General features: G+C 73.2%; 16 protein-coding genes and 1 pseudogene. 5 read left to right on the top strand and 12 right to left on the bottom strand.

Translation table 11 applies throughout. From position 1 onward, the window contains the following. Window positions 1-83: 83 nt before the first annotated feature. Window positions 84-2,801 (top strand): preprotein translocase subunit SecA, encoded by a 2,718-nt coding sequence (gene secA / locus A6Q81_RS04635; protein ID WP_502692802.1) that lies wholly within the window; start codon window positions 84-86, stop codon window positions 2,799-2,801. Between the two features lie 72 nt (window positions 2,802-2,873). On the opposite strand, the gene A6Q81_RS04630 is transcribed toward secA, so the two are convergent. Then, window positions 2,874-3,362, bottom strand: coding sequence for an Rv3235 family protein (locus A6Q81_RS04630; RefSeq protein ID WP_067855492.1), 489 nt, complete (start codon window positions 3,360-3,362; stop codon window positions 2,874-2,876). Then, window positions 3,359-3,976 carry a LysM peptidoglycan-binding domain-containing protein gene (locus A6Q81_RS04625; RefSeq protein WP_286689693.1) on the bottom strand — a complete coding sequence of 206 codons (618 nt, stop codon included), beginning with the start codon at window positions 3,974-3,976 and terminating at the stop codon, window positions 3,359-3,361. Before A6Q81_RS04625 ends, A6Q81_RS04630 begins: the two co-directional genes overlap by 4 nt. Window positions 3,977-4,102: 126 nt before the next feature. Between A6Q81_RS04625 and A6Q81_RS04620 the strand changes: the two genes are divergently transcribed. Beyond that, window positions 4,103-4,600 carry a hypothetical protein gene (locus A6Q81_RS04620; protein WP_286689692.1) on the top strand — a complete coding sequence of 166 codons (498 nt, stop codon included), beginning with the start codon at window positions 4,103-4,105 and terminating at the stop codon, window positions 4,598-4,600. Window positions 4,601-4,637: 37 nt separating this feature from the next. Here A6Q81_RS04620 and A6Q81_RS04615 read toward each other — a convergent pair whose 3' ends face one another. Further along, window positions 4,638-4,892, bottom strand: coding sequence for a helix-turn-helix domain-containing protein (locus A6Q81_RS04615; RefSeq protein WP_286689691.1), 255 nt, complete (start codon window positions 4,890-4,892; stop codon window positions 4,638-4,640). A 290-nt stretch (window positions 4,893-5,182) separates the two neighbouring features. Continuing rightward, window positions 5,183-5,356, bottom strand: a complete 174-nt coding sequence (locus tag A6Q81_RS04610) for a hypothetical protein (RefSeq protein WP_286689690.1) — start codon at window positions 5,354-5,356, stop codon at window positions 5,183-5,185. Between the two features lie 20 nt (window positions 5,357-5,376). Between A6Q81_RS04610 and A6Q81_RS04605 the strand changes: the two genes are divergently transcribed. The 3 genes from A6Q81_RS04605 to A6Q81_RS04595 all read left to right on the top strand — a co-directional run bounded on the left by A6Q81_RS04605 (window position 5,377) and on the right by A6Q81_RS04595 (window position 8,344). Continuing rightward, window positions 5,377-6,576: a CpaE/TadZ family protein gene (locus tag A6Q81_RS04605; RefSeq protein WP_286689689.1), complete on the top strand. Its 1,200-nt coding sequence runs from the start codon at window positions 5,377-5,379 to the stop codon at window positions 6,574-6,576. 62 nt (window positions 6,577-6,638) lie between these two features. Next, window positions 6,639-8,039 (top strand): WS/DGAT/MGAT family O-acyltransferase, encoded by a 1,401-nt coding sequence (locus A6Q81_RS04600; protein ID WP_083516270.1) that lies wholly within the window; start codon window positions 6,639-6,641, stop codon window positions 8,037-8,039. Next, a complete protein-coding gene (locus A6Q81_RS04595) occupies window positions 8,036-8,344 on the top strand; it encodes a hypothetical protein (protein ID WP_144433672.1) in 309 nt (102 codons plus the stop codon). The genes A6Q81_RS04600 and A6Q81_RS04595 overlap by 4 nt, the downstream gene beginning before the upstream one ends. Before the next feature lie 84 nt (window positions 8,345-8,428). Here A6Q81_RS04595 and A6Q81_RS04590 read toward each other — a convergent pair whose 3' ends face one another. The 8 genes and pseudogenes from A6Q81_RS04590 to A6Q81_RS04560 all read right to left on the bottom strand — a co-directional run bounded on the left by A6Q81_RS04590 (window position 8,429) and on the right by A6Q81_RS04560 (window position 16,908). Next, window positions 8,429-8,914, bottom strand: a complete 486-nt coding sequence (locus A6Q81_RS04590; RefSeq protein WP_067855513.1) for a DUF2505 domain-containing protein — start codon at window positions 8,912-8,914, stop codon at window positions 8,429-8,431. Between the two features lie 24 nt (window positions 8,915-8,938). Then, window positions 8,939-9,706 carry a PspA/IM30 family protein gene (locus A6Q81_RS04585; RefSeq protein ID WP_286689688.1) on the bottom strand — a complete coding sequence of 256 codons (768 nt, stop codon included), beginning with the start codon at window positions 9,704-9,706 and terminating at the stop codon, window positions 8,939-8,941. Between the two features lie 42 nt (window positions 9,707-9,748). Next, the gene (locus A6Q81_RS04580) at window positions 9,749-11,464 is read right to left on the bottom strand and encodes a TPM domain-containing protein (protein WP_286689703.1); all 1,716 of its coding nucleotides are present in this window, start codon (window positions 11,462-11,464) and stop codon (window positions 9,749-9,751) included. Between the two features lie 62 nt (window positions 11,465-11,526). Next, window positions 11,527-11,901 carry a GtrA family protein gene (locus A6Q81_RS17185; protein WP_317698662.1) on the bottom strand — a complete coding sequence of 125 codons (375 nt, stop codon included), beginning with the start codon at window positions 11,899-11,901 and terminating at the stop codon, window positions 11,527-11,529. Between the two features lie 311 nt (window positions 11,902-12,212). Then, window positions 12,213-12,695, bottom strand: a pseudogene (locus tag A6Q81_RS17180) (glycosyltransferase); the annotation flags it as partial. 8 nt (window positions 12,696-12,703) lie between these two features. Further along, complete coding sequence (locus tag A6Q81_RS04570; RefSeq protein ID WP_286689687.1) at window positions 12,704-14,680, bottom strand: glycosyltransferase family 39 protein; 1,977 nt, start codon at window positions 14,678-14,680, stop codon at window positions 12,704-12,706. 75 nt (window positions 14,681-14,755) lie between these two features. Then, complete coding sequence (locus A6Q81_RS04565) at window positions 14,756-16,189, bottom strand: sensor histidine kinase (protein WP_286689686.1); 1,434 nt, start codon at window positions 16,187-16,189, stop codon at window positions 14,756-14,758. After that, on the bottom strand, window positions 16,186-16,908 hold the full coding sequence (locus tag A6Q81_RS04560; RefSeq protein ID WP_286689685.1) for a response regulator transcription factor: 723 nt from the start codon (window positions 16,906-16,908) through the stop codon (window positions 16,186-16,188). The genes A6Q81_RS04565 and A6Q81_RS04560 overlap by 4 nt, the downstream gene beginning before the upstream one ends. Between the last annotated feature and the right edge of the window lie 56 nt (window positions 16,909-16,964).

The following is a 16,964-nucleotide window of genomic DNA, read 5'->3' as shown; positions in this document are numbered from 1 at the left end:
AGCGCGCCACCCGTGCCCGCGGTGCTGGTCCCGCGGCATACACTGCGAGAGGTCCGTCTCACCAACTCAGGAGTGCGTCCACCGTGCCCAAGGTCATCGACAAGATCCTCCGCGCCGGCGAAGGCAAGATCCTTCGTCAGCTCGCCGCGATCTCGAAGCAGGTCAACGCCCTCGAGGACGAGTTCCGCGCCATGAGCGAGGACGAGCTCCGCGGCATGACCGCCGAGTTCCGGGAGCGGCTCGACCAGGGTGAGACCCTCGACGACCTCATGCCGGAGGCGTTCGCGACGGTGCGCGAGGCGGCCAGCCGCGTGCTCGGCCAGCGGCACTTCGACGTGCAGGTGCAGGGCGGCGCCGCGCTGCACCTCGGGAACATCGCCGAGATGAAGACCGGTGAGGGCAAGACCCTCGTCGCGACCCTGCCCAGCTACCTCAACGCGCTGTCGGGCAAGGGCGTCCACGTCATCACCGTCAACGACTACCTGGCGCGCTACCACGCGGAGTGGATGGGCCGCGTCTACACCTACCTCGGCCTCAGCGTCGGCATGATCCTGCCGAACATGACGCCGCCGGAGCGTCGCGACGCCTACGCGTGCGACATCACCTACGGCACGAACAACGAGTTCGGCTTCGACTACCTGCGCGACAACATGGCCGATGACATCGCGGCCTGCGTCCAGCGGGGCCACAACTTCGCCATCGTCGACGAGGTCGACTCCATCCTCATCGACGAGGCGCGCACGCCGCTCATCATCTCGGGCCCCACCGAGGACGAGGTCAAGTGGTACGGCGAGTTCGCGCGGATCGTCGGCGCGATGAGCATCGACACCCACTACGAGGTCGACGAGAAGAAGCGCACCGTCTCCGTCACCGAGGAGGGCATCGACAAGGTCGAGGACCAGCTCGGCATCGACAACCTCTACGACGCGGTCAACACCCCGCTCATCAGCTTCCTCAACAACGCCATCAAGGCCAAGGAGCTGTTCAAGCGCGACAAGGACTACGTCGTCATCGACGGCAACGTGATCATCGTCGACGAGCACACCGGACGCATCCTCGACGGCCGTCGCTACAACGAGGGCCTGCACCAGGCGATCGAGGCCAAGGAGGGCGTGCGCATCCGCGAGGAGTACCAGACGCTCGCCACCATCACGCTGCAGAACTACTTCCGGCTCTACGACAAGCTCGGCGGCATGACCGGTACGGCCATGACCGAGGCGAGCGAGTTCGACAAGACCTACAAGCTCGGCGTCGTCCCGATCCCGACCAACAAGCCGGTCTCGCGCATCGACCAGCCCGACCTCGTCTACCGCACGGAGGCCGCCAAGTTCGACGCCGTCGTCGCCGACATCGAGGAGCGCCACGCCACGGGCCAGCCGATCCTCGTCGGCACCACGAGCGTCGAGAAGAGCGAGCGGCTGTCCAAGCTGCTGAAGAAGCGCGGCATCCCGCACGAGGTGCTCAACGCCAAGCAGCACGAGCGCGAGGCCGCGATCGTCGCCGTCGCCGGTCACCGCGGCGCCGTCACCGTCGCCACCAACATGGCCGGTCGAGGCACCGACATCATGCTCGGCGGCAGCGTCGAGTTCCTGGCCGACGCCGAGCTGCGCAAGCAGGGTCTCGACCCGCTCGAGAACGCCGAGGAGTACTCGGCGGCCTGGCCGGCGACGCTGGAGCGCATCGAGGCGCAGGTCGCCGAGGAGAAGGAGGCGGTGCAGGCAGCCGGCGGCCTCGCCGTCATCGGCACCGAGCGCCACGAGTCGCGCCGCATCGACAACCAGCTGCGTGGTCGGTCCGGCCGTCAGGGCGACCCGGGCGAGACCCGCTTCTACCTGTCGCTCGAGGACGACCTCATGCGCCTGTTCAAGGCCGACTGGGTCAACTGGGTTCTGCAGACGATGAAGATCCCCGACGACGTCCCGATCGAGAACAAGCGCGTCACGAACGCGATCGCGTCGGCCCAGACGCAGGTCGAGGCGCAGAACTTCGAGACCCGCAAGAACATCCTCAAGTACGACGACGTGATGAGCCGCCAGCGCGAGGTCATCTACGGCGAGCGGCGCAAGGTGCTCGAGGGCGCCGACCTGGAGGACCAGGTGCGCACGATGATCACCGACACCGTCACGGGCTACGTGAACGGTGCCACCGAGGGCTTCCCCGAGCAGTGGGACCTCGAGCAGCTGTGGACCGCGCTGCGCACGCTCTACCCGGTGTCGTTGACGATCGAGGAGGTCGAGGACGAGGCGGGCGGCCGTGAGGCGCTCTCGCGCGAGTCGCTCGTCGAGACGATCACGGCCGACGCGCTGACGGCGTACGACCGTCGCGAGGAGGAGCTCGGCGCCCCGGTCACCCGCGAGCTGGAGCGTCGTGTGGTGCTCAGCGTCCTCGATCGCAAGTGGCGTGAGCACCTCTACGAGATGGACTACCTGCGCGAGGGCATCGGCCTGCGCGCCTACTCCCAGCGCGACCCGCTCGTGGAGTACCAGCGCGAGGGCTACGAGCTGTTCAGCGCCATGATGGACGGCATCGCCGAGGAGTCCGTCGGCTTCCTGTTCAACCTCGACGTCCAGGTCGAGGAGACCCCGGCCGATGACGAGGAGCACCCGCACCTGCAGGCCAAGGGCCTGGAGCCGAAGGGCGAGCAGAAGCTGTCCTACTCCGCCCCGTCGGAGGACGGCGACGTCGAGGTGCACAGCGAGACCGAGGAGCCGGCCGGCGACAAGCAGCGCCAGGCCAACCAGAAGTCGAAGGCACGGCAGAAGTCGAAGGCGGCGCGCCAGTCGCGCAAGCGCAACCGCTGACCGGCCTCGCCGACGTGGAAGGGCCCGCACCGTCTCGACGGTGCGGGCCCTTCGTCGTGTCGCCCGGTGGGGTCAGGCCCACTCGAGCGCGGTGCAGGTCCACACCGCGCGACCGCGCGGCGAGGTGACGAGCTCGAGCCGGACGGCGATCGCGTGCGAGCGTCCGCGGTGCACCATGCGGCCCGTGACCTCGACGGCGCGCTCGCTCACGACCGACAGGTGCACCGACGCGAGTCGACCGCCCGCGGGTCGACGGTCCTGACGCGTCGGGACGCGACCCTGCCGCACGAGCGCCGTCACCAGTGCGCGGTACGCGTCGGGCGTCATCCACGCCGACAGCTGCCGGGCGGGACGTCCGCCGCACAGCACCTCGGTCACGCCCTGCATGAACCGGGCCAGCGGTGCTCGCAGCTGTCGGGCCAGCTCCTCCCCGTCGCGGGTCTGCGGCACCGGCACGACCGAGGTGGGCGAACCAGGCAGCGGCAGCGGGAGCTGCGCCGGCAGGGCGTCCTCGTCGGTGACGAACCGGGCGGGGGAGCGCAGCTCCGTCGACGTCCTCATGCCGGCTCCCGCGGTGCCGTGAGGCGTTGTCCTGGCTGGAGCAGGTCCGGGTCGGGCCCGACCACCTCGCGGTTCTCCTGGTGCCACTGCTCCGTCGACGTGGCGACGTCGGCGACGCTCGCGCGGGGGCCTGAACGTGACGCGGCGATGCTCCAGAGCGAGTCGCCTGGAGCCACCACCACGGTGTCGGGGGGCGGCTGCGTCGGCGGTCCCACCGGCGGGGTGTCGTGGACCTCCGACGCGGGGCGGTCGGGGAGCACGAGGCCGTCGAGCGTCGATGCGGCGGGACTCGGGTCGGGCGACGGCGACGTAGCGGCGTGCGCCGTGCCGACCGACAGCGTGGTGACGACGCCGGCGACCAGCGCGCCGCGGACGGCACGGGGCAGCAGCCGCGCCGCGACGACCGCCGCGCGGCCGCCGACGAGACCGAGGCCGAGCGCGACGGCGGCCCAGGCCGCGATCGTGAGGAGGACGAGCTCGAGCAGGGAGGTGAGCGCCGTCGGGAACGACGATGCTCCCAGGCCCGCGACGGTGCGCTCCACGGACGGAACCCGCACGAGGAGCACCAGGACCGAGACGAGCCAGCACAGGTGCAGCACAGGTGACCGGACCACCGAAGACGCATGATGCTGTTTCCTGACGTTTGACGACGTTTGATGACATCGAAGGTCGGAAGACGCATGAGGTCAAGGCCTCGTGCACAGGTGAGGCCGGGGATGGGACGGGGGTACGGTGCTGGCATGCGCTGGGAGCGTCTGTTCGCCGAGCTCGAGGCGTCGCTCGACGACGACGCCCTCCTCGAGCGCGACGCCCTGGTCGCGGAGCTGCGCGACGAGGAGTGGTCACGGACGCCGTGGCGCTCGCTGCTCGGCGGTTACGTGGAGCTGGAGCTGCTGGGCGCCGGTCGGCTGGCCGGCGAGGTCCGGTTCGCGAACGACCGGCTCGTGCGCCTCGACGCCGGCAGCGTCGAGCACGTGGTCGCGATCGACGCGGTGACCGGCGTGCGCACCGACGGCCGCGCTCCGGCACCGTCCACGGTCGACGCCCGGCTGGGCTGGCCGCACGTGCTCCGCCGGCTGCGCGACGACGGCGACGAGGTCCGGGTGGTCAGGACCGACGGCGCGACCCTGCGCGCGCAGGTGGTGCGGGTCGTCGACGGTGGCGTCGTGCTGCGCACGGCCGAGCGTGACCTGCTCGTGCCCCTGCGCGCCCTCGCCGTGGTCACGCTGGGCCAGTGAGCTGGTGGCCCGATGAGCCTGCCGGGGCTGGTCGCCGTCAGCGCGTGACGTCGTCGGGCTGGTCGGCGAGGTCGGCGTCCGACAGCTCGGCGACGGCCTGCTCGGCGCGGGCGTACTGGCGGCGGATGTAGTCCTCGAGCTGGTCGTTCTCGACCCGCCACTGGTTCCGTCCGCCGATCTGGATGCCCTTCAGCTCGCCCGAGCGCACCAACGCGTACACCTGGCGCACCGTCACGTTCAGCACCTCGGCCACGTCGGCGAGGGTGAGGAACCGAGGAGTCGCATCGGACATGGGCCCATGCTCCCACGGCCTGGTGTCACCGGCCGTGACCGTCCGTCGAGACCCGCGCCCGGGTCGACGGCGACGCCGCCGGTGCTCTGCTGCGCACCGACCAGGCGCTTCCGGGTCGGCTCGAGGCGCTGCAGTGGTCGCGGGCCGGTGCCGAGGGTGCCCTCGTCGGCCGTGCCGACCTCGTCGCCGACGGCGCGACGGCCACCGTTGAGCTGCCGCTGTCCGTCGCGCTCGGGGCCGCGCCCGACGACCTGCGCGCGGGGGAGCGGGTCGACGTCTGGGTCGGTCCGTCACCCGACGGCGACCCCGTCGCGACCGACTCCGGTCCGGCGCGGCTGCTGCTCGAGGGCGTCGCCGTCGTGCGGGCCGGGGCCGTCGGGGCGTCCGGGGGTGCGCGCACCGTGCTCGTCGACGTCGGCCCCGACCTCGACGGCGCCACGCTGGCCCGGTTGACGTCCGGCCACGTGACGATCGTGCGGCGCTCGTGACCTCCTCCCCGCCGCGACGGGTCGTGCTGGCGGCCGCCGGTGCAGGCTGGGAGGCGGCAGCGGTACGGGCCGTCGAGGCCGCGCCAGACCTGCAGCTCGTGCGTCGGTGCGTCGACGTCGCGGAGCTCGTCGCGGTGGCGCAGACGGGCCACGTCGCCGTGGCCGCGGTCGACCTGTCGGTGCCGGGGCTCGACGTCGAGACCGTGCGCGCCGTCCGCGCCGCCGGCGTGCGGGTCGTCGGGCTCGGCCCCGCCGACCGCGCGTCGGCCCTGGGCGCCGACGCCGTGGGCGCGAGCGACGACGTCGTCTCGGCGCTGCGGACGGTCCGGCTGCGCGCCGACGCCGGACCCGCCGCGGACGAGCCGCCCGGAGGGACGCGCGACGCGGCGGAGCCGCCGCGTGACGGCCTGGTCGTGGCCGTGTGGGGGCCGCAGGGCGCGCCCGGGCGCAGCACCGTGGCCCTTGCGCTGGCCGACGCGATGGCGCGCACCGGCCGGCGCTGCGTGCTCGTCGACGCCGACACCAGCGGCGGCGCCCAGGCGCAGCAGCTCGGGCTGCTCGACGAGGTGTCGGGCCTCATGGCGGCCTGTCGTGTGGCGAACCAGGGCCACGAGGAGCAGGTCGAGGAGCACCTGCAGGTCGTCCGGGACGGCTTCGCCGTGCTCACCGGGCTGCCTCGCCCCGACATGTGGGTGCACGTGCGGGCGGCGCCCCTCGAGCGCGTGCTGCGACGGCTGGCTGACACGCACGACGCGGTCGTCGTCGACGTCGCGTCCTGCCTCGAGGCGCCCGACGGGCCGGGCGGTGGTCGCGACCAGGCCACGGTGACCGCGCTCCAGGTCGCCGACGTCGTCGTTGTGGTGGGTCGGGCCGACCCCGTCGGGCTCACCCGTCTGGTCCGGGGACTGCACGACCTGCGCGACCTGGTGCCCGACGAGCCGGTCGTGGTGCTCAACCAGGTGCGTGACTCGATCGGGTGGAGCGTGGAGCAGCTGGCCTCGACGGTCCACCGGCTCGCCGGCGTCCGCCCGCTCGTCGCGCTGCCGCAGGACGGGCCCACGGTCGACACCGCCGCGCTGCGCGGGGCGACCCTTGCCGAGGTCGACCCGAGGTCGGCGCTGGTCGCCTCCGTCCAGACGCTGGCGACGCTCGTGACCCGCGTCCGTCCCGTGACGCTCGCCGCACCCACGACGTGAACCACGCCGCACGCCGGACGTCGATACCGGTGGTAGGTTCGTCGGGATCTGCGAGGAGTGAGATGCAGCGCCTGAGTCCTCTGGACGCGATGTTCCTGAACCTGGACAGCCCGGACGTGCCCCGCCAGATCGCCTCGCTGGCGATCCTGGAGCCCGGGGGCTCGCTCACCTACGACCGACTCATCGGCGTCATCAACGAACGGCTCGACATCGTCCCGCGCTACCGCCAGGTGCCGCGCAAGGTCCCTGGCGCGCTCGGCACGCCCCTGTGGACCGACGACGAGGACTTCGACATCTCCCTGCACGTCCGCCGGTCCGCGCTGCCCCGCCCGGGCACGCGCGACGCGCTCCACGAGCTGGTCGGTCGGCTCGTGGCCCGTCGCCTCGACCTCGACCGCCCGCTCTGGGAGCTCTACCTCATCGAGGGCCTGGAGGACGGCAGCGTGGCGCTGCTGTTCAAGGCGCACCAGGCGCTCGTCGACGGCTCGGAGACGATCGACCTCGCGCAGGTGCTGCTGGAGGAGACCGACCGGGTCCGCGACATCCCGCACGAGGACTGGAACCCGCACCCGCGGCCGGGTCCGCTCGGCGTCGTCGCCGCCACGCTGGAGCGCAACGTGCGCCACCCGGGCGAGGCGTTGCGGATCGCCGAGATGAACGTCGGACGCGTCGCGCGCCACCTGCCGGTCATCGGTGCGGGCGCGCCGTCGCAGCGCGGCGTCCTCTCGGGCACGCTGTCGCGCCACCGCCGGTTCACGACCGTCTCGACCTGCCTCGAGGAGTACCGCCGGGTGCGCGACCAGCACGGTGGCACGGTCAACGACGTCGTGCTCGCCGTCATCACCGGCGGCATCCGCGGCTGGATGCTGACGCGCGCCGAGCCGGTCACCGCGAAGACGAGCTTCCGCGCCATGGTGCCGATGTCGGTCGCGGCCGACGACGGCCTGCCGACCTCGCTCGGCTCGAAGGTGCGCGGGCACCTGCTCTCGCTCCCGGTGGGCGAGACGAACCCGGTCGTGCGCCTGCACCAGGTGTCGTACGCGCTGAAGGACCACCGCGAGACCGGCTCCGCCGTCGCCGCCAACCAGCTGGCGAGCCTGCCGGGCTTCGCCACGTCGACGTTCCACGCGGTCGGCGCACGCGTCGCCGCGACCGAGACGTCGCGCGGGCACCACCTGACGATCACCAACGTGCCCGGCCCGCAGGAGCCCGTCTACATGGCGGGGGAGCAGGTGGCCGAGGTGTACCCGGCGATCCCGCTCATCGACCAGCGTGTCGTGTCGATCGGTGTCACGTCGTACCACGGGGGCGTGTTCTTCGGGATCGTCGCCGACCGCGAGGCCGTGCCCGACGTCGACGTCCTGGGGCAGTGCATCGAGGAGGCCCTCGAGGAGCTGGTGGAGACCGTCGGACCGCGTCGGGGTCGGGCCCCGCGCGGCCGGCAGAAGCCGAGGAAGGCATGAGCGTGCGGGTGTGGGTCGGGGTCGACGCCGAGCGGCTGCGCGCCCTGCGCGACGGCAGCCCGCTCGACGGCGAGGTCGTCGCCGCGGAGTCCGACGACGAGCAGCACGAGCTCGAGGCGCTGGAGGCCGCGGCGGAGGACGGTCCGGTCGTGGTCGTGGCCGAGGTGGCGCAGTCGGCCGACGGGTCGACCGCCGACGTGACCCTCGCCGACGTCGAGGCCCTGCACGTCGACGCCGACGGCAGCGGCAACCTCGCCTGGTACGCCCCGCAGGAGCTCGAGACGGTCCTCGGCCTGCTCGGCTGAGCCGCGCACCACGCAGCAGGGCCCCCGACCTGCACGGTCGGGGGCCCTCGTGCGTGGACCGCGGGCGGGGCGGTCCCGCGGGGGTCAGAGGCGGGTCTTGCCCAGCTCGACCTCGTGCTTGAGCGACCCCTTGATCGCCTTGGCGACCTCGGGCTCGATCTTCTTGCCGATGAACGGGATCTTCACCGTCACGTCGCCGGCGACGGTGAACGAGGTGCCACCACCCTTGGCCTCCAGGACGGCCGTGCCCAGCATCTCGGCGGGCTGGCCGATGATGCTGACCTTCACGTCGGCCTTGCGGCTGCCGTCGGACTCCGGCGGGCTCCACTTCTCGGTCTGCTTGACCTTCACGGTGTCGCCGGTGAGCTTCTTGACGAAGTCGGGCATCTCGGCGGGCTGGGTGCGCACGATCGTGATCGTCACGGCCCCGCCGGACTCGGTGACGTCGACGTCGATGTCGCTCGCGCCGGCGTCCTCGGCAGCCTCGGTGCGGAACGCCTCGCTGGAGATGAGGCCGAACACGGCCTCGACGTCGGCGTCGCCGTAGGAGTGGGTCTCGTTGATCTTCATGGCGTCATCCTTGCAGTTCTGCGCTCAGGAGGCGGGCTGTTCGGGCGCGGACTCGACCTGGGGCGCCGACGACGTGCCGAGCTGGCCCTTGAGCTCCGCGAGCCGCGCCTCGATCTCGAGCTGGGTGGTGTCGGCCTCCAGCTCCTCGAACTGCGCGTCGAGGCTCGAGGCCTGCAGCTCGGCGTGCCCGGCCACGCGTGCCTCCTCGCGCCGCACCTTCTCCTCGAAGCGGGACAGCTCGCTCGTGGGGTCGAGGACGTTGATGGAGCCGACGGCCTGCTGCACCTGGGCCTGCGCGGCGGCCGTCTTCTGACGTGCGACGAGCTGGTCGCGACGGGTCTTGAGGTCGTCGAGCCGGCTGCGCATGGTGACGAGCCCGGTCTTGAGCTTCTCGACCGTCTCGTTCTGCTGGGCGATCGCGGGGGCGGCCGTCTTGGCCTCGTTCTCGAAGCCGATCTGCTTGCCGAGCGCGACCTTGGCGAGCTGGTCGAAGCGGTCGGCCTCCGACGGCTGGCCGGCGGTGCGCAGGGCGTCGGCCTTCTGCGACGCGGCGATCGCCTTCGCGCCCCACTCCTTGGCGGCGGCGACGTCCTCGGCGTGGTCGGCCTCGGCGAGCCGCAGGTTGCCGATGGTCTGCGCCACGGCGTCCTCGGCCTCGGCGATGCTGTTGGTGTAGTCGCGGACCAGCTGGTCCAGCATCTTCTCGGGGTCCTCGGCCTTGTCCAGCATCGCGTTCACGTTCGCGCGGGTCAGCTGGGCGATACGACCGAGGATCGACTGCTTCTGGGCCATGGTGCTCTCTCTTCCGGTGGGACGTGCGGGTGGGGTCGGGGGTCAGAACCGTCCGCCGCCGCTGCGACGGCTCCGTCTGCTGGTGGAGCGGGGACTGCGGGTGCGGCGGCTGGCGGTGCGGCGGCTCGAGCGGGTCGTCCGGCCGGAGCGTCGGACGCGTCCACGGCTGCCCGACCCCATGGCCAGGCCGCCGAGGATCCCGCCCAGGGAGAGGTCGTCGCTCGGCGCCGACGACGCGCGCCAGGCGGCCACGTCGGCCTCGGCACTCGTCTGCGCCTCCTTCACGAGCCCGGCGGCGCGCTCCAGCGTGCGCGTCGCCTCCTCGGGGTCGCTGTCGACGGCCTGGCGTCCGGCGTCGAGCAGGCGGCCTGCCTCCGAGAGCCGCGTGCGGGCGGTGCTGCCGACGGCGCCACGGTGCGTCTCGACGTAGGTGGAGACCGCGGAGACGGTGGCCGTCACCTGGGCCAGCAGGTCGTCGGCCGCGTCGGCGGCGTGGGCGAGGTCGTCGCGTGCGGTGTCGACCGCGTCGAGCAGGGCGACGGCCTGGCCGGTCGCCTCCTCAGCGGTGCGCAGCCGCACGGCCGCGGTCGCGTGGTCGGACCCGCCGAGCGCCGCGCGGGCCTGGCCGAGCTGCTCGGTGGCGCTGCGCGTGAGCGACTCCGCGCGGATGACGTTGCCGGAGACGGCGGCGAGCGCACTGCCGGCGTGCTCGGACTGGAGCGCGCGGAGAGTCTCGGCGGTGGGCGCCAGCCGCGCGACGACGGCATCGAGGCGCTGCTGCAGCGTGTCGGCCACCTCGGGCGCGCGGGTCTGCAGGTCGCGCAGCGCGTCGAGGCGCTCGACCTGGGCATCGAGCGCGTCGTCGACCGTGTCGCAGAGGTGCAGCACCCGTGACAGCAGCACGCGACGTTCGGCGTCGGTCTCGGGCTCGGCGTCGTCGAGCCGTTGGCGCAGCGTGAACGCCTCGCGCAACGTGGCCCGCCCCTCCACGACCGTGCGCCGGAAGTCGGCTGCGGCGGCCTCGCCGAACTGGGCCTCGGCGAAGCCGACCTCCTGGTCGGCGGTCTGCAGCGCATCGTCGACCACCACGAGCGCCTCCGCGACGGCGGCCTCGAGCTCGTCGTCGTCGAGGATCGCCGCCGGGTCGACCGGCTGGCCGTGCTCGTCGACCACCGGGTGCGTGTGGTCGAAGCGTCGACGGGAGCGGTGGACCCCGTAAGCAGCACCGGCGGCCACGACAGCCGTGCCGCCGACGACCCAGCCCCACGGGATGCCGGTGTCGCGGTCCACGTCGGTGAGCCCCCGGGCGGCGCCGGTGGCTGCACCGGCCCAGTCGTCCTGCCGAAGGGCCGGGAGGATGTACTCGCGGTCGACCTTCTCCAGGTCGGCGTCGGAGAGCTCGTCGCTGTCGGCGTCGTAGCCGTAGGATCGCGACTCCAGCGCGACGGCCAGCAGCACGTCGGTGCGGCCCAGGCCCGACCGCTCGGCGGTGCGCGTCGCCCACTCGGCACCCGTCAGCCCGTCGAAGGTCCGGACGTACACGACGAACAGCTGACGGCCGGTGTCGCGGTAGTAGCGGTCGAGCGCGGCCTGGACCTGCGGACGGTCGGCGCCGAGAGCGTCGGCACGGTCGGTGATCTGGCCGCTGACGTCGACGGGCTCCTCCGCGGCGGCCGGCCCGACCCCGACGACGCCCACGACCCCGAGAGCGAGCAGGGCCGAGGTCACGGCCAGGGCACGGCGGACGAAGCGCGGCATCACACGTCGATCCTTGCGGATCGCTGGTTGCGGGACAACCGCGCGCGCCGGGGCGTGTCGGCTCACCCGGTCCTGGCCGCGCCTCGCCGGAACATCCACCCGCGCATGAGCACGAACCGGCCCACGGTGACGATCAGGTTCGCCGCGGTGAGCACCACCACCTCGAGCCCACGGTGCTGCGTGCCGGCCAGCTGGTGCAGCAGCGCCAAGGCGCCGCTCGTGACGGCGATGCCGGTTCCGAGCACCACCAGGCCCTGCAGCTGGTGGACGGCGGCACCGCCCGGACCACGGACGCCGAACGTGAAGCGCCGGTTCGCGGCGGTGTTCGCGACCGTCGTGAGCAGCAGGGCCACCACGTTGGCGCCCTGTGCGCCGAGGGGTCCGCGCAGCCCGAGGTAGAGGACGGCGAAGGCGAGGGTCGAGAGGACGCCGACCACCGCGAACCCGGCCAGCTGGGCGGAGAGCCCGCCGGCCGCGCCCTGGCGCGAGACGCGGCCGAGCTCTGCGGCGACCAGCCGAGCCGTGCCATGCCACGCAGGTCGTCGAGCGCGGTGCGGAGCACGTCGACGCTGCTGTCGGGGTCGTCGACCCAGTCGACCGGCACCTCGTGGATGCGCAGCCCCGACCGCTCGGCGACCACGAGGAGCTCGGTGTCGAAGAACCAGGCGTCGTCGTGCACGAGGGGCAGGAGCCGGTCGGCGACGTCGCGACGGATCGCCTTGAAGCCGCACTGCGCGTCGCTGAACCGGGCCCGCATCGCACCGCGCAGCAGGTAGTTGTACCCGCGCGAGACGATCTCGCGCCGAGGTCCGCGCACCGTGCGCGACGTCCGGGCGAGCCGGCTGCCGATGGCCAGGTCGGAGTGGCCGGTGAGCAGCGGCGCCACGAGGGGCAGCAGCGCGTTCAGGTCGGTCGAGAGGTCGACGTCCATGTAGACGAGGACGTCGGCGTCCGAGCTCGACCACGCCGCCTTCAGCGCGCGACCCCGCCCCTTCTCCTCCAGGTGCACGACCCGCACGCCGGGGTGCCGGGCGGCCAGCTGGTCGGCGAGCGCGCCGGTGCGGTCGGTGCTGGCGTTGTCGGCCACCGTCACCGTCGAGACGAGGGGCAGGTCATCCAGGAGCGCGACGACCGCCTCGACCGACGCCACGAGGCTGCGCTCCTCGTTGAACACCGGGATGACGACGTCGAGCGTGCCGAGCCGACGCGCCGGCGACGTGGTCGGCTCCATCACGGCGCTCACTGCACGCCGCCCGACAGGTCGTACAGCGTGGTGTTGTCGACGGTCTGCGCGGTGAACGTCGCCTCGACCCACTCCTGGATCTCGGTGCTCGTGCTGCCGCTCGCACCCGGCCCGCCACGTCCGCCACCGCCGCCGGCGATGAACCAGTGGATCTCCCCGTCGGCCACGAGCTGCTTGAACTCGCTCAACGTGGGCGACGGGTCGGAGCCGTTGAAGCCGCCGATCGCCATCACCGGCTCCTCGGTGGACAGCTGGAAGCCGGCGGCGCTGTTGGAGCCCACGGCGGCGGCGACCCAGGTGTAGGAGTCGGCGTCCTGGGTGAGCAGCGCGTCGACCTCGGCCGACGAGGTCGAGCCCTCGAGCAGCCCACCGGCGCCTGCTCCGCCGGTCGGGCCGTTCTGTCCGGTGCCGTTCTGTCCGGTGCCGGTCTGGCCCTGCGCCGAGCCCTGTCCCTGACTGGTGCCCTGTCCCTGCGGGAAGCCCTGCCCCTGGGGGAAGCCCTGTCCTTGCGGTGCGCCCTGCGGCGCACCCTGCTGGCCGGTCGCGCCGGGGCGACCTCCGGGGAAGCCGCCCGGAGGACGTCCGCCGCCGAAGCCGCCAGGTCCACCGCGACCGGTGTCGGGGCCGGCGGTCGGGATCGAGCCGGTGTGCGGCGAGGCGGCGGTGTCGACCGCGTAGACGGCAGGTCCGGCGAGCATGGTCACAACGGCGGCGCCCGCCAGGCCGAGACCGAGGCGTCGTGCGGCGCGGTAGGGGAGCCGACGCCGGACGACCGGCAGCGCGAGGAGGGCGCCGGTGACGAGCACGCCGGCGACCGCGACGGTGGGCGCGAGCCATGGCAGGAACCCGTCGGCACGGCGCAGCAGGACGACCGCCATGGCCGTGGTCGCGAGGAGCACGACCGCGGCGCCGACGACCGCCACCAGCTCGGTGCGGAGCAGGAGCAGGGCCGCAGGGAGCAGCCAGGCGATCTGACCACCGATCTCGGCGTCGAACAGCCGCGTGAGGCCGGTCTGGCCCCACATGCCACCGCCGGCGCCGCCACCGCCACCGCCGACGGAGCCGACCTCGTTGCCGTTGAGCCGTCCGAGGCCGTTGTAGCCGAGCGTCAGCTCGAGGATCGAGTTGTTCTGCGAGCCGCCGATCCACGGTCGGCTCGACGCGGGCCACAGCTCGACGGCCAGCACCCACCAGCCGCCCGCGACGACCATCGACGCGAACGCGACGAGCAGGTGCCCGACGCGACGCCAGAACGGCACAGTGGCCGCGAGCAGGTAGACGCCGCCGAGCGCCGGCAGGACGAGGAAGGCCTGCAGCATCTTCGTCAGGAAGCCGAACCCGACGAGGGCGCCTGCGAGCACGAGCCAGCGCACCGCGCGGGCCGGGTCCTCCAAGGCGCGCAGCGTCGCGGCCGTCGCGCCCACGAGGAGAAGCAGCAGCAGGGCGTCGGGGTTGTTGAACCGGAACATCAGCGTCGCGACCGGGGTGAGGGCGAGGACGAGACCGGCGGCGAGACCGGCCCAGGCGTTGCCGGTGGTCCGGCGCACCGTCCCGTGCAGCAGCCACACCGTCGCGACGCCCATGAGCGCCTGGGGCACGAGGATGCTCCACGACGACAGGCCGAAGAGGCGCACCGACAGGGCCATCACCCACAGCGACATCGGTGTCTTGTCGACCGTGATCGAGCTGGCGGCGTCGGAGGAGGCGAAGAACATCGCCTTCCACGACGCGGAGCCGGCCTGCGCGGCGGCGGAGTAGAACGAGTTGGCCCACCCGGAGGCGCCGAGGCCCCACAGGTAGAGCGCTGCCGTCGCTGCGAGCAGGAGCAGCAGGGCGGGGCGGGCCGCGGGGTGGTCCTCCGGGCGTCCACGCCAGAGGCGGGCGAGGGGCCGGGGCGCGGTGTCGCGCTGAGTCGGGGCCTGGGGTGGCTCGGCGGGTCGTGATGCCGCGCGGAGCGTCGTCGTCGGGTGCATGACGTCGATGCTGGGCGGCCCCGCTGGGGTGCTCGTCTCGTCGCGCTGTGGGTCGTCTGTGAGTGGTGGCGCGGCTCAGGAGCGAGGCAGCGTGATGCGGAACGTCGTGCTGCCGGGGCGGCTCTCGACCTCGACCCGGCCGCCGTGGGCCTCGGCGATCGCCCGGACGAGCGACGTCCCGAGGCCGGCGCCGCCGGACGCGCGGGTCCGCGAGGAGTCGCCGCGCGTGAACCGCTCGAACACCACGGGCAGCAGGTCGGGGGAGAGGCCGGGACCGTCGTCGTGCACCTCGATCCGCACGGTGGCGTCGTCGACGTCGACCCGTGCCGTCACCTCGGTGCCGGGCGGGGTGTGCCGGGTGGCGTTGCGCAGCAGGTTCGTGACGGCCTGGTGCAGCCGCATCGCGTCGCCGGGCACCTCCACGGCGACGTCGGGCAGCGCGAGCCGCCAGCGCCGCTCGCGGTCGACGACCTGCGCGTCGGCGACGGCCTCGGCGACGAGCCGGCTCACGTCGACCGGCTCCCGCTCCAGCGGGCGTCCGGCGTCGAGGCGGGCGAGCAGCAGCATGTCGTCGACGAGGGTCGACATCCGCTGGGCCTCCTCCTCGACCTTGGCCAGCTGGTCGGTGCCGGTGCGTCGGCCGAGCTCGGCGTAGCCGCGGATGGTGGCGAGCGGGGTGCGCAGCTCGTGGGACGCGTCGGCGAGGAACTGGCGCACCTGCTGCTCGCTCTCGTGACGTGCGTCGAGCGCCCCCTCGACGTGCCCGAGCAGCCGGTTGAGCGCCTCGCCGACCTGGCCGACCTCCGTGCCGGGGTCGGTGAGCGCGTCGGGCACCCGGGCCGTGCGGCCGACCTCGCCGGAGTCGAGGGGGAGGGCCGAGACCTCGTGCGCCGTGGCGGCGACGTCGCGCAGCGGACGCAGCTGGCGGCGCACGAGGGCAGCCCCGACGGCTGCGGCGACGGCGGCGCCGACGACGGTGAGCAGCACCTCCCACCACAGCAGCTGGGTGAGGGTCTGGTCGACGTCGTCGGTGGGCAGGCCCTGCACGACGACGGTGCCGTCGGGCGTGGTGGTGGCGGCGACGCGCACCGACCCGAGGCCGGGGAGGTCGATGGTGCGGGGCGTCTCGTCGGCGTCGACGCCGCCGAGGCGCTGCAGCGCGGTGGTGGAGAGGCCGCGCAGGCTCCCGCTCGACGTGATCTGCACGCCGTTGGCGCAGTCGGAGGTGTAGACGGCGGTGAGGCTGCCGGCGGCCTGCCCGAGGGGTGGTCGGGGACGTTCGCCGCACACGACGTCGACGCGGCTGCTGGGCCCACCCGGCCCGCCGCCGGGTCCGAGCGGGTTGCCGCGCGCCTCGGTGCTGGCGCGGTCCATGGCCTGCGCGAGCTGGGCGTCGAGGCGGTCGGTGAGCGAGCTGCGCATGAGCAGCGTCGCGGCCGCGGCGACCAGCAGGCTCGCGGTGGCCACCAGCACGACGACGGTGAGGACGAGCCGGCGGGTGAGGCTCATGCGCTCTCGGCGGGCTTGAGCACGTAGCCGGCGCCGCGCTTGGTGTGGATCATCGGCTCGCGGCCGGCGTCGATCTTCTTGCGCAGGTAGGAGATGTAGAGCTCGACGACGTTGGCCTGGCCGCCGAAGTCGTAGTTCCACACGCGGTCGAGGATCTGCGCCTTGCTGAGCACGCGACGCTGGTTGCGCATGAGGTAGCGCAGCAGCTCGAACTCGGTCGCGGTGAGCTCGATGGGGGTGCCGGCGCGGGTGACGTCGCGACTGTCCTCGTCGAGGGTGAGGTCGCCGACGGTGACGACGTGGTCGGAGCGCTGCTCGAGCACGCCGGTGCGTCGCACGAGGGCGCGGACGCGGGCGACGACCTCCTCGAGGCTGAACGGCTTGGTCACGTAGTCGTCGCCGCCGGCGGTGAGCCCGGCGACGCGGTCTTCGACGGCGTCGCGCGCGGTGAGGAAGAGGACGGGGACGCGGTCGTCGTGCTGGCGGACGCGTCGCAGGACCTCGAGGCCGTCGACGTCGGGCAGCATCCAGTCGAGGACGATCACGTCGGGGGCGTGCTCGCGGGCGGTGGACACGGCGTCGCGTCCGGTGGCGGCGGTGCGCACGTCCCAGCCCTCGTAGCGCAGGGCCATCATGAGCAGCTCGGCGATGTTGGGCTCGTCGTCGACGACGAGGACGCGCAGGGGCGTGCCGTCGGCGCGGGTGAGGGGCGCGGTCATGGGTCCAGTGTGGACGGCCTGTCCGTCGCCTGTCCGTGCGGAACCTGTGTGGTTCC

Source organism: Aeromicrobium sp. REDSEA-S38_B2, assembly GCF_001628525.1.
In the GTDB taxonomy this organism is placed as follows: Bacteria; Actinomycetota; Actinomycetes; order Propionibacteriales; family Nocardioidaceae; genus Aeromicrobium; species Aeromicrobium erythreum.
Note: the sequence above shows the minus strand (reverse complement) of the source record. Positions and strands in the feature narration are given on the sequence as shown.